Consider the following 15,701-nt stretch of genomic DNA (forward strand, 5'->3'; position numbering starts at 1 on the left):
GAACTCGATGACGGCCTGCGAGCGATGCAGGGCATCGAGCTGGCCGGCGTGATCGATGCTGCGCTCGACCTGCGCGGTGACGTCGGAGGCGAACTTGACGACCCTGCGCACGCGTCCCGCCCGGTCGAGCACGGGGTTGTATGTGGCCTGGATCCAGATCGTCCGACCATCCTTGGCCACGCGCTTGAACTCGCGGGTCTGCGGCTCGCCGCGCCGCAGCGCCTCCCAGAATGCCCGGTAGGACGGTGCATCGCGCTCGGCCGCCGGCATGAACGTGTTGTGGTTGCGCCCCTGCAACTCGGCGAGGGTGTAGCCGAGGAGTTCGAGGAAGATCGGATTGGCGGTGAGGATGGTGCCGTCGGGGGCGAACTCGATGCGCGCGCGCGAGCGGTCGATCGCGTCCATCAAGGCACGCAGGTCGGCATCAAACAGGCGCACGGTCGTTCCCCCAGATCTCAAAGAGCGTACAGTTTCTCCGACCGCTACGGCACCGTGCAGTTAAGTTTATACTACTTTGAGGCCGGTATCACAGAAATTTTATACAACTAGCGGGCGAAACTCCAATTCAGCTTTCGTCAAAACAATATTGACCCCGTGCCCGCTGAGCGAGTCGCTTCGGAACCGCGCTCGTCAGCTCCGGGTTCGGGCATCGCCCTGGGCAGCCTTCAGGCGTTGCAGGGTCCGGGCGCTCTCCTGATCGAACTGCGCCGGGGTCAGTTCGCCCGCATCGACACGGCGCGCGAGCTGTGTGCGGAAGGCGATCGCCTGCTCCTGCTCAGACGTCAGCACCACGCTCGCGCGTGCTGCCGCCCCAGTCCGCTCCGCCCACTGTGTGTACGAGATCCGGCCCGCATCCCGATCGGCCTTGAGCCGACTGAGATCCTCCTGCAAGACCACAGATTGCCGAGGTTCGGGGGCGGCAGCCTGGCAGGCGCTCAGGGCGGCTGCGAGCGAGATGGCGGCGATACGATGATTCACGGACGGTCCCCCCAGGTGCTGAGCTAGGACGCTTGATCCATGTCCGTCGAGCGCTGATCGGCAACACGACTCAGATGATGACGGTTACGCACTTCTCATCGCGGACCAGCGTGACGCCTCGTCAAACCCGCTTCGTCACCTCAGCCCACTCGATACGCCGCAATTGGCCAAAGCCGAGCTAAGTCAACGTTGGGGCGATAGGCCAGTCTGCTGCTTGCGTATCGAATTTCCCCTACCTACCCAACTCAGGAATTCGGACCGTCCGCTTCCGGGTCGCCTGATCCAGCTCCGTGGTTAATTCTAATCTAGTGCGGCTTAGCTGTTCTCTATGCAATTGTGCCGGTCAGGCCACACGCTTCAGCTTTCGTCAGTTAGCGGGAACGTAACCGCGTCGGTCCATTTTGTCATAGATCGTCGCAACCTGCAGTCGTGGGAGCCACTTGGTGTGACAGAGCGAACGCCCTCGGTTGGGCCGCCGATATTCGACCTTGAAAGCCCCCTCCCCATGCCAGGACCCCAGACGCACTGGGTTCACTCCAGCTCCCCCCAGGCTATCCAGCGTCACCTCGGCCGCAATCTACAGCAGGTCTACGCCGCGCTCCCGTCCGAGCCGGTGCCAGAGGCTATGGCCGCGCTGCTCCATCGGCTGGATACCGCCGAAAGCCATCGTGTCTCTGATCCGGACGCGACCGAAGATTAGCCGAGCGATCCTAGATCTTGGGCGCGCAATCCGCTGAGCGGCGCCGTGATCGTACAGACCACCCCCGTCGGCGGGTAGGCGAGATCGACCACCCCGCCAAAGCTGCCGGCAAGCCCGCGACCGATCAACCGGGTGCCGAAGCCCGTCCGTGTCGGTGCGACCACAACCGGGCCGCCGACCTCCCGCCAGCTCAGCACCATCTCCGGCTCGTGCATTTCGGATTTGATCTGCCAATCGATCTTGACCTGGCCTGCGGCCGCCGACAGCGCGCCGTACTTGGCCGCGTTGGTCGCGAGTTCGTGCAGGATCAGCGATAGCGACAGTGCTGCCCTCGCGCCGACCTCGACCGGCGGACCCGCGATCGCGAACCGATCAGGGCGATCCCGGTGCAGCTCCAAGGCATTGGTGATCAGGGTGTCGAGCGCGGTGCTGCCGATCTCACCGCCGAGCAGGAGGTCGTGCGACTTGCCCAGGGCGACGAGCCGCCCGGCGAGCACCTCTTTGGCGGTGTCCATGTCGGTGGCCGTGCGCATGGTCTGCGTGGCGATGGCCTGCACCATCGCCAGCACGTTCTTCATGCGGTGGCTCAGCTCCTGGTTGAGCAGCCGCTGCCGGTCCTCGGCCTCGACCCGGGCGATAGCCGCGCGGGCGCGATCGGCGACGCTGTGCAGGAAGGCCACCTCGTCGGCGCTCCACGCGTGCGGCGTCGCCTTCAGCGCGAAGAACACGGCGACGAAGCGGCCGCGCTCCATCACCGGCAGATTGACCAGCGCGCGCGCCTCCATGGCGGCGAACGTGTCAGCCGCAGCCGCCGTGCGCGCGTCGCGGGCGAGATCGGCGATCAGTACGGTAGCGCCGGCCTGCAGATCGTCGATGTACGAGCCGTAGTCGCGGAACCGGTGCAGGCCGGCGATGGCCGGGACGCCGGACATGCTCCAGCCCCGAGTGATCACGATAGTCTCGCGGCGCTGATCGACGGCGCCATATCCAGCGTGAGACAGATCGAGCGTCTGGCCCATGATCTCGGCCGCGGCCCCGATGATCTCCGAGCGATCGGTCAGGTCCTTGAGGCGGTCGCCCAGCGCAGCCAAAGCTGCCTGACGCAGGGCATCGAGCTTGCGCGCGGTGATGTCGATCGACACCCCCGGATACCGCAGCGGATGGCCGGCTGCGTCGTGGTAGCAGCGCCCGCGGGCATAGACCCAGCGAACGCTGCCATCCGCCTGGAGCAGGCGGTACTCCTCGGCGAACTCGCCGGCGCTGGCCAGCGCCTGCTGGATCTTCGCACCCACCCAAGCCCGGTCTTCGGGGTGGATGCCGTCGATGTAGCCAGCGATTGGCGTGCCGACCGCCGCCGCCGCGGGATCGACCGAGTACAGCTCGGCGAACCGCGCGTTCGCCACGATCCGATCGTTGGGGACGTCCCAGTCCCACCAACCGATGGCGCCCGCCGCCTCGAACGCCAGGCTCAAGCGCTCCTGACTGATCCGCAGCTCCTCCTGCGCCGCCCGCTGAGCGGTGATGTCACGGGCGACGCCAGAGAAGCGCGCCGGCCGTCCGGCGTCATCGTGCTCGATCTCGCCCTTGCGCGCGATCCAGCGGACCTCGCCGGTGTCCGGCCGGCGGATGCGGTACTCGACGTCCCGCGGCGCGGCGCCGTTGCTGCGCGAGCGGGCGGTGGAGATCAGATGCTGATCCTCCGGGACGATCAGTTCCTCGAACGCCGTCGACGGGTACGCCTCGCGCTTCGGCAGGCCGTACAGGCGGCAGAACTCCGGGCTCGGCCGCAGGATGGCGTCGGCGATGCCGATCGAGAATACCCCGACCCCGCCCGCCTCCTGCGCCCTCTGCAGACGCAACGCGCTGTCCCGCAGCGCATCGGCATTGCGGCGCTGCTCGGTGCGGTCACGCAGGATCTTGACGAAGCCGATCGCCACGCCGGCCTCGTTGCGCAACGCCATCATCTCGCCGTTGGCCCAGAAGCGCTCGCCGCTCTTCCTCAGGTGCCAGCGCTCGTCGATGCCGCGACCCACGGTCAGGGCGCTGTGCATCTCTTGGTCGGGGATCCCGGCCTCACGGTCTTCGGGGGTGAAGAACACGTCGGCAGGCTTCCCGCAGACGTCGCTCGGGGTCCAGCCCAGGATCCGGGTGGCACCGGCGTTCCAGTCGATGACGTGACCCTTCAGGTCGAGCACGATGATCGCGTAGTCGATCGCGCTCTCGAACACGGCTCGGTAGCGCGCCTCGCTCGCCCGCACCGCCCGCTGCGCCGCGATCTCGCTCGCCTCAGTCAGCCCGACGGTGGCCAAGCCGGCGAAACTTCGGACCAGTTCGAGATCGTGCTCGGTGAACGCGTCGGGTTTGCTCGACTGCAGCTTGAGCACGCCGAGCACTCTGCCGCCGCGGTTGACCGGGGCGTGCACGGCCGAGCGAAGGTCTATGAACGCGCGCAGATCGGCGTTCACCCGCGGGTCGCGCAGGGCATCGGCCAGCAGGATCGGCTCGTTGGCTCGGGCGCAGGCGCCGGACGTGCTGCCGTCCAGCGGCACGCGCACGCCCCGGTGCGGGGTCAGGGTGCCGCCGACGGTGCGGTACTCCAGCTCCTCGCCGTCGAGCAGTTCCAGGACGCCGCCCTCGGCCGCGGGCACGGCGCGCATCGCCCCTGCGATCAGGGCGTCGAGGATGGCGTCGAGATCGCCGCCGCTCGCCGCGATCGCGTCCTGGATCTGGCTGTAGGTGCGTCGCTCCCGAGCCGCCCCCCGTTGCTCAGCGAGCAGACGCTCGCGCTCGATGAGAGCGCGGCGCAGTTCGAGCTGGTCGACCACCTGTTCGGCCAGCCGTTCCAGCCCTTCGGTCTGCCCCGGTGTCAGTCCCTCCGGGCGCGGCTGCCGATCGAGCACGCACAGCGTGCCGAGCACCGCGCCGGCGGCGGTCCGCAGCGGCATGCCGGCGTAGAAGCGGACCCCACCGTCGGCGACGGCCGCGTTATCGGCGTGGCCCTCCTCGCGCGTATCGCGGATGATGAGCGGCGCCTCGACCCTGACCACCAGCGGACAGAACCCGACATCGAGCGGCGCTTCGCATCCACCGTCGAAGCCCGCCCGTGCCTTGAAGAACTGGCGCTGATCGTCGACCAGGGTCACGAGCGCGGTCGGCACCCCGCACAGCAGGGCCGCGATCCTGGCAAGGTCATCGAACCCCTTCTCCGTTGGCGTGCCCATGACCGCGTAGGCGGCCAGGGCGTGCAGGCGATCGGGTTCGAGGGAGGGGCGATCGTCATGCGTCCGAAGAAGGCGACGGATGGAGGAGGCTCGGCACGGCCTCGGTGGACCGAGCTGAGCTGTAGCCCGGACATCCACGCCCCGCCAAGCCATTGCTAAAGGGACCTGATTTAATCTTGATCGTCACCACGTCCGACGTGTTTATCTCCGAGGTGACACAGGTACGCGGATCTGGAGGCTTATCGCCCTCACCAACAGGGTGAGGCTATTGTGTAGGCGCGAGCATACGGCTGCCGATCTCGGCCAGCGGCACGGCGATCCGGCAACGCAGCCCGTCCACGTCGAAGTCCAGATCGACGTCCCCGGCCAGCTCGCGCCCGACGCCGCCAGCGATCAGCCGCGTCCCGAACCCGCGGCGCTCAGGCGGAGCGACGGCCGGGCCGCCGCTCTCCCGCCAGGTCAGCCGCAACCACGCCCCCCCGTCTCGCTGCGATCCACCCGCCAGCTCACCTCGACCCGCCCTTCCGCCGTCGACAGGGCTCCGTACTTGGCCGCGTTGGTCGTCAACTCGTGCACGGTCATGCCGAGCGCCAGGACGTGGCGCGGCGGCAGCGCCACCTCGGGCCCGTCGAGGACGATGTGGTCACACCCGGCGCGGTAGGGTGACAGCTCGTTCTCCAGCACCTCATTCAGGGTGGCGCCGCTCCAGTCCTCGCGGGTGAGCAGGTCGTGGGTCTTCGACAGGGACAGGATGCGCGCTTCGAGCTGCACCGCCTGCCCCTCACCGCCGCGCGCCGACTGGCGCGCCAGCGACTGCACGGTGGCAAGCGTGTTCTTCACCCGGTGGTTCAGCTCGTGCAGCATCGTCACCTGCCGCTCCTGCAGGGCATGCCCGCGCCGGATCTCCTCGCGCAGCTCGCCCTCGTTGCGCTGGAGCAGGCCGGCCATCGCGTCGAGCTTGTCCCCGAGCCGCCCGAACTCGCTGGCGCCGCCCAGCCCGGTCCGCGCGGTCAGGTCCCCCGTCTGCCAAGCGGTGGCGGCGCGCAGCAGGCGGTCGAACGGGCGGCGGATGAACAGCCGCCCCGCCACGAGGGCTGCCGCGAGCGCCATCGCCGCGCCCAGCCCGATCAGGATCGTGCCTCGGCGCGCTGCCGCATCGACGTCGGCGAAGGCGGTGTCGCGGTCGCGCCCGACCGTGACCCAAGCCCGCACCGCCGTCCCCCGCGGGCGGACGTTGGCGAGGATGCGCGCACGTCCGTCGATGCCGAAGTCGAAGCGCACACCCTCGCCCCGGCTCGCCAGGAGTCCCATACGCTCGGCGGGGACCGGCTTGCCGACCCAGTCGGTCCCATCCAGCCTGCGCACGATGATGACGTTGTCCTCGTCGGCGATGGTCAGCGAGGTGCTCGACAGCCGCAGCCCCTGTTGCAGGTACTGCGACAACCAATCTAGATCGATAGCTGCGACCAGGACGCCGTCGATGGCCCCGCCGGCGCCGCGCAGGGGCTGGGCGAAGTGGATCGACGCCTTGCCGGTCGCGGCCCCGCGCGCATAGCCGCCCATGACGAAGCCGCCCTCGGCCAGGGCGCGGCGGTGGTAGGTGCGCTCGGCGTTCGAGTAGGCGCCTGGCGGGGAGCCGACGCTGCTGCACACGACCGATCCGTCCGGGCGGGCCAGCGCCAGCAACAGGATGTGCGGCAGTCGGGCGGCGGCACGGCGCAGGTAATCCGCGCACGGGACGGCGTCGAGGTTGCGAACGCTCGGGTCCTCGCCGACGAGGTCCAGCGCTTGGTCGACGCCGTCGGCGAGCTGGGCGAAGTCATCCGCGACGGCCCGGGCGGTCGCCATCGTGTCGGCGCGCACAGCCTCGTCACGCGCGGCGCGCAGGTCAGCCTCGTTATAGCTCCAGATCGCGAGGGCTGGGGCGAGGGCGAGCAGCACGAGCAGCAGGATGCGGGTGGTCAGGGACATCGAGATGCCCGGCCGACAGGATCTTGGGGCAGGTGCCATCTCTCCGGCCAGCCACGAGCACGGGTGCGCAGGCCGATCCTGGATAGGTTGCGGTTCGGCGGGGGAAAGCCGGGGTGGGACGGCATCAGCTCGGCCGCAAACCCATCGATCGCGGTCGAGGTCATCCGTGCGGTCTGTAGTGCCTTCGCCTACGAGCGCCAAGCACGACCCAGAAACCTTATCGTCGCGTAAACGGCGGGACGACTGCGACGCAAACCCAATCAAACCAAAAAAGCTGGCTCACACCGTCGATCATCGATGGCAACGTCAAGTTCCGGCTATGCAGTTCCAGTGGGCTTGCGCTATAGAACGTCACACTTCTCGTCCGCTTTCGAGCGTAATGTCGGGATCTGGTTCCTACCGATTTTGTTGAAAAACTCAGAGGCGGCTCTTCAGGCGTCATCCGAGGCGGCGCCCTGGAGAATGTTCATCTCTCATTGCCGATCATTGCCGCTCCATTGGCGAGTTTCGGGCAGCACGATAGCAGGAACCTCTCTATCTGGAGCGGCCCGCACTGCACGTTCGGCTCGGGCGCGAGTTTTTCAACGAAATCTACCCATAGCAGCCGACACGCATAGTCCTTTTTGGGTATGCAAACGAGGATCGGCACGGTCGGTCCGCTATAGATGTGCCTCTAGCGAACCGCCGCTAGCAGCCGCAATCGATCCTTCTATGAAGTTCGGAAGGTCCGCTTGCGGGGAGCCTGATCCAGTTCTCTGACTGATCCTGACCAAAGGCGGCGAGAGGCGGTTTGTATCAGTAAGGCGACGTGGTTCCGCAGCTCGACCTAACCGCATACGATCGGAAGCCCTTCCACATCGTCGATATCTCCCAGCCGCACGCGCTCCTGCGTGTCCCCGATGTGCACACTCTGGTGGATCGTCCAAAAGAACGGGATCAGTGCTGAGCCTTCCGAGGTCTCCCAGCGTGCGTCAACTTGTCTGCTGCAACAGCAGGTCAGTCGGCATCGATATCAGCACGCGCAGGCCTTCGGCTTCCCAGTGATAGACGATCTTGCCGCCGAGTTGGCCGCCGACGCTACGCTGGACCAGGGTTGCACCGAACCCAGCATATTCCGGCGGATGCGCGATCGGCGGCCCCCCTCGCTCGCACCAGATCAGGCCGATGCTCTTGGCGTGGCGGCGACAGCTCAGACTGACGGTGCCTGTGTCACTGGACAGGGCTCCGTACTTGACCGCGTTCGTCGCAAGTTCGTGGATGATCAGCGCGAGACTCGTCACCGCCGTGTCGCGGATTGAAATATCAGCCCCATCGAACAAACGGATGCGGCGATGCGCGTTGCCCACGCCCTCGTAGGGCATCAGCAAGGTACGCAGTAGCGCCTGCAGGGTCTGCGCCGGGCGCGGCGCTGCCTCATCCGGGGGCGGCACCTGCAGGTACTCCAGCGCCCGACCGAGACTAGTGAAACGATCCCTCAGCGTCCGCGCATACGGCTGAACTGCTGGAGTGTTTCGTGCAGACAGGGTGACGAGGCCGTTGACCAGAGCGAAGACATTCTTCAGCCGGTGGCTCAAATCACGGCTGCACAGGTCGCGGTCGGTTCCCGCCTGAGCCAGGGCGGTGATGTCTCGCGAGACCGCGAGCAGGCCGATGGGATCCCTGTCATCGTCCAACATGCGCGAGAGCGTCACGTCCCAGTAGCGCGCCTCTCCGGAGAGGCCTGGACGCCAATGACTGAAGCGAGCCACGCCCGCCTCCCGCACGACTTCAAGCCCTTCGAGAACGGCCGACCGCGCATCATCGGGCCAGGACAAAACCCAGGGTTCGCCCTCGTTCTCGGCAGTTTCGCTGCTGCGCAGCTGTTGTAGCGCGGTCGGGTTGGCGAACTGAAGGTTGCCCTGCGGGTCGAGCACTTCGATGCAGTCCGGGCTCGCCTCGACGATGCACCGGCTCAGGGTCTCGACCGACCACAGGCCGCGCCGTACCGCCTCGATCGTGCCGGTATCGAACAGCCGGTGTTCCGCAGGCGTGCGGCGCCGGGGTGAGCCGTAGCCATTCGGGCCGGGAGACAGCGCCAGAGAGAGACGATCCCACAGAGGTCCTGCTGCCATTGCCGGTTCCCGCGCCTTGGTCGTGCATGACGAAGTGTCAAGCTATGGCTAGGCTACGGAAACTGCGCTTTCCCCCGCGATCAAAAGACAGTTGCGCGAACCTTTTACGGTAAATTAATCGTTACTTTGGCGCGCGCGCCCCCTATTGAGAGTAAATCTGGATGAAACCTGCTTTTTGACGAGATGCGCCTCCCCCGCCAGTGTCATGGATAGCAGGCTGTAGCTGTGATGTTGCAAGCGCAGCGAGCCGCGCGAGCGTTCCTTGCCCCTTCATCGCCTGCACGGCTTCTTCCGACCCGAGCGCACTCAAGCCCCGTCGCCCGGTCCGGGTGGCGGGGTCTTTTACCGGGCGGATCAGCGATCGTGGGACAGGGCGTTGGCATCCAACGTTGCCCTGATAGTGATGTCGCTGGAATGGCGACGCTCAATCCGGTGTACCTCCGAAGGTCACCTTCAGAACGATCACCGCGTTCTCCCTTCAGGGAGGACGGTCCGATGCAGCAAGCGCTGACGCGGAAGCTGGAAAGCTTCGAACCCCTGTCCGACCGGGCTCGCTGGGCCCTGAACCGCGTGGTGCTCAAGGTTCGGCAGGTGGACGCTCGCCAGGATCTGATCCAGGAGGGCGACAAGCCCGAGAATGTGCTGCTCATCCTCGACGGCTTCGCCTGCCGCTACAAGGTCCTCCCGGACGGCCAGCGCCAGATCATGGCCTTGCTCGTGCCCGGCGACTTCTGTGACCTGAACGTATTCATCCTCGACGAGATGGACCACGCCATCGGCACGATCTCAACCTGCCAGGTCGTGGACATACCGCGCCAGGCCATCGATGAGATCGCCAGTGAGCACGCGAGCATCGCGCGCGCCTTCTGGTGGTGCTCGCTGGTCGACGGCGCCGTCCTGCGCGAGTGGCTCGTCAACATCGGCGGCCGGCTCCCGCCCCAGCGCATCGCCCACCTTCTCTGCGAGCTTCTCATGCGCCTGGAGGCGGTAGGGCGCGTCACCGACAACAGCTACGCGTTCCCACTCACGCAGACGCAGATCGCCGATATGATGGGCCTGTCCGACGTGCACGTGAACCGGACGCTGCGGGATCTGCGCGCACAGGGCCTGATCCACCTGAAGCGGCGGGTGCTGACCATCCTAGACGTCGAGCGGCTGCAGGCCTTCTGCGACTTCACGCCGAACTATCTGCATCTGCGCAACACGCGCTGGGGTGAGCGGCGCGACCTGAGCTGGCCCGGTCACGTGCAGGAGGGCTAGGCGATGTCCGAGCGGAGCAACGTCGCGACGCTGCTCGTGCTGCAGCTTCAGCCCATCGCGGTCGATACCGGAAGCCCGGATCGGGACGGAATGCTGGTAACGGCCAACGGCCTGCTGGTGGCCGTGCTGGTACGACTTGCCGAGCCAGAGCATGACAATGTCGGAAGCTGGTTCCTGGAAGCGGGGTTCGGCCGGCTGCAAGGGCAGAGGGCGCCGACCTTCCTGAACGTAGAGGACGCCACGCGCTGGCTGCGACGACGCCTAACGCCGACCTGACCTCGTCGGCGCTGTCCCATGGTTAAGTGACACGGGTCCCGGCGCAGTGCTGGAACACGGTGCCGAAACTCTTCTCAAGCGTCGGGTTACCTTCACCAAATGAGCCAATCGCCTGTATCGCACGTGCCCTACGCCCTCGTCGTGGACGATGACGCGCTGATCCGTATGACCGCGATGAGTATCTTGGAGGAGGCGGGGTTCCACACCTTCGAGGCCGGGGACGGCGACGCGGCCATGGCACTGCTCGCCGAGAAGCATGCCCTGATCGTTCTGCTGTTCACCGATGTGCAGATGCCCGGGTCCCGCAACGGCTTTGCCGTCGCCCGGGAAACGGCTGGCCAGTGGCCGCATATCTCGATCGTCGTCGCGTCGGGGCAGGCTCGCCCTTGCTCCGGAGACTTGCCGGAGGGTGCGCGCTTCCTCGGGAAGCCGTTCTCGGCTGAGATGGTCCGAGAGCATATCAAGGAGATCCTGCCAGACGGGCAAAAGCCCGCGCCGCTCCGCGATTAGTGACAGGGCCGACTTGATGTATGCTACGAGTTAGGATTGCGTATAGAAGTCACGCCCCCTCCGCGCGGCAAAGTTCTATCAAAGGCGTTCCATCACGCAAGACCTATTGGTCCGCTTTTCCTTTCGTCCAATTTGGGAAGCTGCGCGCATCGGCCTCAATGGTGGGGTTAGGTCGGATGTGTCACGTCCGCTTCAGTATGAAAAGCCAAAGTCCGGTTACCACCCATAGAAGCCGATCGCCGGTTCGATTTGGGTATGACCGAAGAATTAGGCGCGACCGGTTCGGCCTGGAGAGGCCCCTGTCGACCCCATATTCCAAGCCGCTTCTGACCCAACCCCGCAGGTCGGAGACAGCGCGCGCCGTCATTGTAACGCAGACGTTCATCGGGACAGGTACGTTGAGCTTCGGTTTGTTGCGTCCAAAAGCGAATGGTCGCAACCGTCCCAATCACTGAGCCGTTACTATTCATAGCTATCCATCATATGATGAATTTTATATTCCATGTCGAAGATAGAGAGGTAGATCTTCCTTTGCTGCCGTAGTCCGATGAAAGATGACATGACGGACGTTTCTGAGATGCCGCCGTACGATCCTCTTGCCGCCAAGTTGAGCGAGGCCGACGACCGGGTCCTCCTGAGCCATTGGTTGCCCCCGCAAGCGGGCATCGTCCCGCTCCTGCGCATCGGGAACCGTTGGTTCAGCACGCTGTGGGCGGTGCCGATCGGCTTCGCGGCCCTGATCCTCGCCATCGCAGCCGCGCAGAGCCTCCGCGACCTGCCCGAGGTGCAGCAGTTCCTCCTCCATCATCCCGGGATCGCTCAGGCAGCGCCGGCAGTGAAGTCTGGCTTCCCCTGGTGGCTACGGCTTCAGCACTTCCTGAACATGCTGTTCATGATGTTCATCATTCGGGCGGGCATCCAGATCCTGGCCGATCATCCGCGACTCTATTGGCAACGCGACTGTACGCCGGGCGCCGACTGGTTTCGGTTCCAGAAGCCCGTGCCCACCGGGCGCGTCTGGACGGCCAAGGACGACTCAGTGACCATCCCGGCGTGGCTAGGCATCCCGGGCCTGCGTCACTCAATCGGGCTGGCCCGCTGGTGGCACTTCTCGGTCAATATGCTTTGGACCTTCAATGGCGTCGCGTTCTACGCGCTCATCTTCTCGACCGATCAGTGGCACCGCATCGTGCCGACGACCTGGGAGGTGTTCCCGAGCGCGGTCTCGACCGCGATCCAATATGCGTCCCTGAACTTCCCGGTGGATCAGGGCTGGACGCGCTACAACGCCCTCCAGCAGATCTTCTACTTCGTCACCGTGTTCGTGGCAGCTCCCCTCTCTATCGCGACGGGCCTACTGCAGAGCCCGGCGATCTCGAACAGACTCGGCTGGACGGGCCGCGTGCTGAACAGGCAGGTTGCGCGCTCGATCCACTTCCTATCCTTCCTGTGGTTCGTCATGTTCATCCTGGCGCATGGAATCATGGTCTTTGTCACCAGCCTGCGCGAGAACACCAACCATATGTTCGCCGGCGTGGAGAACGCGTCCTGGTCCGGCATCCTGCCATTCCTGCTCGCCATGGGGGTGGTGATCGCCGCCTGGGCCGCGGCCTCTCCCCTGACCCTTCGCCATGCCCGGGCGGTGCAACACACCGGCAAGTTCATGGTCGGCTGGTTCAAGGGACTGGCGGAATGGTGGGATCCCCGCTCGCAATTGAATGAAGCGGATATCTCGCCCTATTTCTGGCCAAACGGCACCATGCCGGCATCGCCCGAGTTCGACGCCCTGGTGGCCGGGGACTTCGTCGACTATCGTCTGCGGGTCGATGGTCTGGTGGAACAGCCGCTGGAGTTCTCCCTCGCCGACCTCCGGGCCATGCCAAGGCAGGAGCAGATCACCACGCATTTCTGTATCCAAGGCTGGTCGGGGGTCGCCAAGTGGGGCGGCGTGCCGATGAGCCACATTCTTGACCTCGTGAAGCCGACCGATGCCGCCCGCTACGCCGTCTTCTATTCGCTCGCCGACGGCGGCGAGGGAGGCCGTTACTACGATGTGCATGAGATGCGGAACATGCGGCACGCGCTGACGATCCTCGCCTACGAGATGAATGGGAAAGCCGTCGGCGTGCTGCACGGGGCGCCGCTGCGACTACGTTGCGAGAACGAACTCGGCTTCAAGATGGTCAAGTGGATCGCAGCGATCGAGTTCGTGAATGATTTCGCTCACCTCGGCGCAGGTCAGGGCGGTTACAACGAGGACCACGAGTTCTACGGCTATCGGATGCCGATATGATGGACCGGTCCTCACATCCCGTGACCGGTCCGTTCCGTCTGCGCGCCGCGGCCTATGCCGGTTCGGTCTCGCTCGTCATCACCTTTGCCGTGGGAACCCTCGGCTTCGCATTCCAGCAACCCTGGTTGTTCCCGAGCCTCGGGCCGACGATATTCATCCACACCGTCTCGCCACACGATGCCGCAGCACGGCCCTGGAACACTTTCGTGGGACATGGGGTGGGGGCGGCCGCGGCCTACCTCTCCCTCACGATCTTCGGCGGCTTGCACGCGCCTCCCGCCATGACGATGGGGCATCTTACGATGGCTCGTGCGTCGGCCAGCGCCGTGGCGGTCGCGCTGACCATTGGCGGCCAGATCCCACTCCGCGCCGGGCATGCTCCTGCTGCGGCTACGACGCTCCTGATCACGCTCGGGGGGTTCGAGGCGGACCTCGCGACCGTCGGGGTTCTCGTCATCGGCATCGCCGTGACGACGTTGCTCTGCGACGGAGGTCGCCGCGTCCTCGCGCGTGCTGGCCACGCGCCGCAGTAGGCGGGCCTCGGCACGCTCTCTCGGGTCAAGCCTTGAACGCCTTGAAGCCGAAGATCACCCCGAGCTCCCGGGTTGTGCTGGCCGCCGACCAGCGTAGTGATGGCAGAGGCGATCTTGGGGGAGTCCGTCCCCGGCGCCGTCAACAGCCCGACGAGCCCCGGGGGGAAAGCGGAAACGCTCGCTGATCTGATCGATGCTCTCGGCCAAGACCGCACTCGACAGGACGCTGAGCAGCAGGCTGCAGTTGAAGAGGGAGGGTGCGAGGTCGGCGGACAGGGTCGTGAATATGGGATCTCGAGCGGGATGACGGGGCCGATCGAGGCACCGACTTTATGCCGATCCACTGCTGCGACCAGTCGTGGCTCGTGCGGATCGTCGCGAGCCTGTCGAGCGAGGTCGCGCTCGACAGGGCGCTGCCATTGCGTTTCGCCTCCGGCACTATGCCGCCCTGGTGCGAGGCAACCACGCGCGGCATCACGGCCATAATTGGCTCCGACAGGGTGAGCCTCGACGTGTCCGTGGCGGCGACACTCGATGACGACGTGGCGATGACGGCCTTCACAATGAAGGAGGGGGGCGCCTGTGCTTCGTCCTCTCCTATGCGTCGCTGATGGACGCGGCGTCGGGCGAAGAGCGGGTTGACCCCGAGCAAGCGCTCCTCGACATGCGGGCCTATCGGTGAGGCTGGATCGGCCGCTTCTCGCCATCGTCAACACTGGCCTGAGCCTGTCCGATCCGGTGCTGAGCCGTGGTGCCTGACAGGGCCTGCCAGACAGGCATAGTCGTTGAACGTCCGCTCGCGCAATAGATTAACTCAGAAGCGGCCGGGCTGCTGTCCACCAATAGCAAACGATTAGTGCAGTGCGATTTGGGTATGCACTCAGGGACCGACGGAAAGTCTGCTTGCAACCGCCCCAGATCATTCACCACTGCATGACCCAGAGAACAGATCATTGATGCGTTTTATCACGTCAGCATTATATTTCTGAAAAGCATTTTAACCGATGAAAATGCAACATCGGGATGTTTTTGAATTTCACGTCATTTGATGCGCATTTATCCTCCTTACCATTTATTGGCCAGAGGCACGCATATCGCGAAAAATACGCCCGGGTGACACGATGAATTCCAACTATATTTTGTAGGCAACCACCATAATCATGTTGGCAGGCGGGCTTTTCATCCTGGCCACAGGCAAACGTCGGACCTCCCCCGAGGGCTTGCACACTGCCCTCCATGGTATCGTCCCGATCATCGCGGCCTGTTCCTACCTCGCCATGGCAACGGGACAGGGTCTGATCCTTCTGCCGACGACCGAAGCCGCCGGGGCCACCGCCAGGATCACCGGGTAGCCGAGCCACACGACCGACAGGATGGAGGCGTTGCGGCGGTAGGTGTACTGAATGTCGTCCCGCTCGGCGGCGTTGGCTTCCAGCTGCGGCATCCAGATGGCGTAGTAGACGCCCAGGAACGCCACGCACGAGACGATGAACCATGTCCATTTCGTCCAGCCCAGCTCGGAGGCTCCGAACGCGAAGGCGGTGACGATCATCATCACATCCGCGAGGATGGCCCCCACGATGGCACCGTGACGCTTGGGAACGTGGCGCATGGCGGTGAGCCCGAGCGAGAGCAGCAGCAGGGGTGTCGTAAAGGTCCAGTCGATGTAGCGCGCGTAGTAGAAAATTCGCGTGGGCGTCACTGCTCCGGCCCCGGCGGCTTCGGTCGTCGGCAGAAGGATCAGACCCTGTCCCGTTGCCATGGCGAGGTAGGAACAGGCCGCGATGATCGGGACGATACCATGGAGGGCAGTGTGCAAGCCCTCGGGGGAGGTCCGACGTTTGCCTG

At 65.3% G+C, this 15,701-nt stretch carries 14 protein-coding genes and 1 pseudogene; 8 read left to right on the forward strand and 7 right to left on the reverse strand.

The genetic code is table 11. The features are described 5' to 3' along the window. Positions 1 to 75 precede the first annotated feature (75 nt). Positions 76 to 405, reverse strand: a pseudogene (locus tag MKK63_RS32180) (PAS domain-containing protein); the annotation flags it as partial. A 225-nt stretch (positions 406 to 630) separates the two neighbouring features. Then, on the reverse strand, positions 631 to 978 hold the full coding sequence (locus MKK63_RS08690) for a hypothetical protein (protein ID WP_244000692.1): 348 nt from the start codon (positions 976 to 978) through the stop codon (positions 631 to 633). A gap of 505 nt (positions 979 to 1,483) precedes the next feature. On the opposite strand from MKK63_RS08690, the gene MKK63_RS32185 reads away from it, so the two are divergent. Then, the gene (locus MKK63_RS32185) at positions 1,484 to 1,678 is read left to right on the forward strand and encodes a NepR family anti-sigma factor (RefSeq protein ID WP_409564489.1); all 195 of its coding nucleotides are present in this window, start codon (positions 1,484 to 1,486) and stop codon (positions 1,676 to 1,678) included. Here the strand turns inward: MKK63_RS32185 and MKK63_RS08695 are convergent. From MKK63_RS08695 to MKK63_RS08710, 4 genes are all read right to left on the reverse strand, one after another. Next, the gene (locus MKK63_RS08695; protein WP_244000694.1) at positions 1,675 to 4,899 is read right to left on the reverse strand and encodes a PAS domain S-box protein; all 3,225 of its coding nucleotides are present in this window, start codon (positions 4,897 to 4,899) and stop codon (positions 1,675 to 1,677) included. The genes MKK63_RS32185 and MKK63_RS08695 overlap by 4 nt on opposite strands. A gap of 265 nt (positions 4,900 to 5,164) precedes the next feature. Continuing rightward, positions 5,165 to 5,368: a hypothetical protein gene (locus MKK63_RS08700; RefSeq protein ID WP_244000696.1), complete on the reverse strand. Its 204-nt coding sequence runs from the start codon at positions 5,366 to 5,368 to the stop codon at positions 5,165 to 5,167. Next, entirely contained in the window at positions 5,359 to 6,870 is a 1,512-nt protein-coding gene (locus MKK63_RS08705) for a sensor histidine kinase (RefSeq protein ID WP_244000698.1), read from the reverse strand. Before MKK63_RS08705 ends, MKK63_RS08700 begins: the two co-directional genes overlap by 10 nt. Positions 6,871 to 7,841: 971 nt before the next feature. After that, positions 7,842 to 8,981: a PAS domain-containing protein gene (locus MKK63_RS08710; RefSeq protein WP_244000700.1), complete on the reverse strand. Its 1,140-nt coding sequence runs from the start codon at positions 8,979 to 8,981 to the stop codon at positions 7,842 to 7,844. 495 nt (positions 8,982 to 9,476) lie between these two features. On the opposite strand from MKK63_RS08710, the gene MKK63_RS08715 reads away from it, so the two are divergent. The 7 genes from MKK63_RS08715 (at position 9,477) to MKK63_RS31950 (ending at position 15,205) form a co-directional block, all read left to right on the forward strand. Next, on the forward strand, positions 9,477 to 10,241 hold the full coding sequence (locus MKK63_RS08715) for a Crp/Fnr family transcriptional regulator (RefSeq protein WP_244000702.1): 765 nt from the start codon (positions 9,477 to 9,479) through the stop codon (positions 10,239 to 10,241). Positions 10,242 to 10,244: 3 nt separating this feature from the next. Continuing rightward, positions 10,245 to 10,517, forward strand: coding sequence for a hypothetical protein (locus MKK63_RS08720; RefSeq protein ID WP_244000704.1), 273 nt, complete (start codon positions 10,245 to 10,247; stop codon positions 10,515 to 10,517). A gap of 99 nt (positions 10,518 to 10,616) precedes the next feature. Then, positions 10,617 to 11,027: a response regulator gene (locus tag MKK63_RS08725; RefSeq protein ID WP_244000706.1), complete on the forward strand. Its 411-nt coding sequence runs from the start codon at positions 10,617 to 10,619 to the stop codon at positions 11,025 to 11,027. 559 nt (positions 11,028 to 11,586) lie between these two features. Beyond that, on the forward strand, positions 11,587 to 13,320 hold the full coding sequence (locus MKK63_RS08730; RefSeq protein ID WP_244000708.1) for a molybdopterin-dependent oxidoreductase: 1,734 nt from the start codon (positions 11,587 to 11,589) through the stop codon (positions 13,318 to 13,320). Then, positions 13,317 to 13,853 (forward strand): HPP family protein, encoded by a 537-nt coding sequence (locus MKK63_RS08735; RefSeq protein ID WP_244000710.1) that lies wholly within the window; start codon positions 13,317 to 13,319, stop codon positions 13,851 to 13,853. Before MKK63_RS08730 ends, MKK63_RS08735 begins: the two co-directional genes overlap by 4 nt. Positions 13,854 to 14,185: 332 nt before the next feature. Further along, positions 14,186 to 14,464 carry a hypothetical protein gene (locus MKK63_RS08740; RefSeq protein WP_244000711.1) on the forward strand — a complete coding sequence of 93 codons (279 nt, stop codon included), beginning with the start codon at positions 14,186 to 14,188 and terminating at the stop codon, positions 14,462 to 14,464. 549 nt (positions 14,465 to 15,013) lie between these two features. Beyond that, positions 15,014 to 15,205 carry a hypothetical protein gene (locus MKK63_RS31950; RefSeq protein ID WP_313901758.1) on the forward strand — a complete coding sequence of 64 codons (192 nt, stop codon included), beginning with the start codon at positions 15,014 to 15,016 and terminating at the stop codon, positions 15,203 to 15,205. Here MKK63_RS31950 and MKK63_RS08745 read toward each other — a convergent pair. Beyond that, positions 15,121 to 15,701, reverse strand: a 581-nt coding sequence (locus MKK63_RS08745; RefSeq protein WP_244000714.1) for a bacteriorhodopsin, incomplete at its 5' end; no start/stop codon positions are given. The two genes, MKK63_RS31950 and MKK63_RS08745, sit on opposite strands and share 85 nt — an antisense overlap.

Origin of the sequence: Methylobacterium sp. J-088 (genome assembly GCF_022829295.1) — a bacterium.
GTDB lineage: Bacteria > Pseudomonadota > Alphaproteobacteria > Rhizobiales > Beijerinckiaceae > Methylobacterium.

What these genes read in the sequence shown, in the direction of transcription:
- MKK63_RS08720 (WP_244000704.1), top strand. Translation starts at nt 10,245, where the DNA reads ATGTCCGAGCGGAGCAACGTCGCGACGCTGCTCGTGCTGCAGCTTCAG.
- MKK63_RS08735 (WP_244000710.1), top strand. Translation starts at nt 13,317, where the DNA reads ATGATGGACCGGTCCTCACATCCCGTGACCGGTCCGTTCCGTCTGCGC.
- MKK63_RS08715 (WP_244000702.1), top strand. Translation starts at nt 9,477, where the DNA reads ATGCAGCAAGCGCTGACGCGGAAGCTGGAAAGCTTCGAACCCCTGTCC.
- MKK63_RS08725 (WP_244000706.1), top strand. Translation starts at nt 10,617, where the DNA reads ATGAGCCAATCGCCTGTATCGCACGTGCCCTACGCCCTCGTCGTGGAC.
- MKK63_RS31950 (WP_313901758.1), top strand. Translation starts at nt 15,014, where the DNA reads ATGTTGGCAGGCGGGCTTTTCATCCTGGCCACAGGCAAACGTCGGACC.
- MKK63_RS08710 (WP_244000700.1), bottom strand. Translation starts at nt 8,981, where the DNA reads ATGGCAGCAGGACCTCTGTGGGATCGTCTCTCTCTGGCGCTGTCTCCC.
- MKK63_RS08730 (WP_244000708.1), top strand. Translation starts at nt 11,587, where the DNA reads ATGACGGACGTTTCTGAGATGCCGCCGTACGATCCTCTTGCCGCCAAG.
- MKK63_RS08695 (WP_244000694.1), bottom strand. Translation starts at nt 4,899, where the DNA reads ATGGGCACGCCAACGGAGAAGGGGTTCGATGACCTTGCCAGGATCGCG.
- MKK63_RS08705 (WP_244000698.1), bottom strand. Translation starts at nt 6,870, where the DNA reads ATGTCCCTGACCACCCGCATCCTGCTGCTCGTGCTGCTCGCCCTCGCC.
- MKK63_RS08740 (WP_244000711.1), top strand. Translation starts at nt 14,186, where the DNA reads ATGCCGATCCACTGCTGCGACCAGTCGTGGCTCGTGCGGATCGTCGCG.
- MKK63_RS32185 (WP_409564489.1), top strand. Translation starts at nt 1,484, where the DNA reads ATGCCAGGACCCCAGACGCACTGGGTTCACTCCAGCTCCCCCCAGGCT.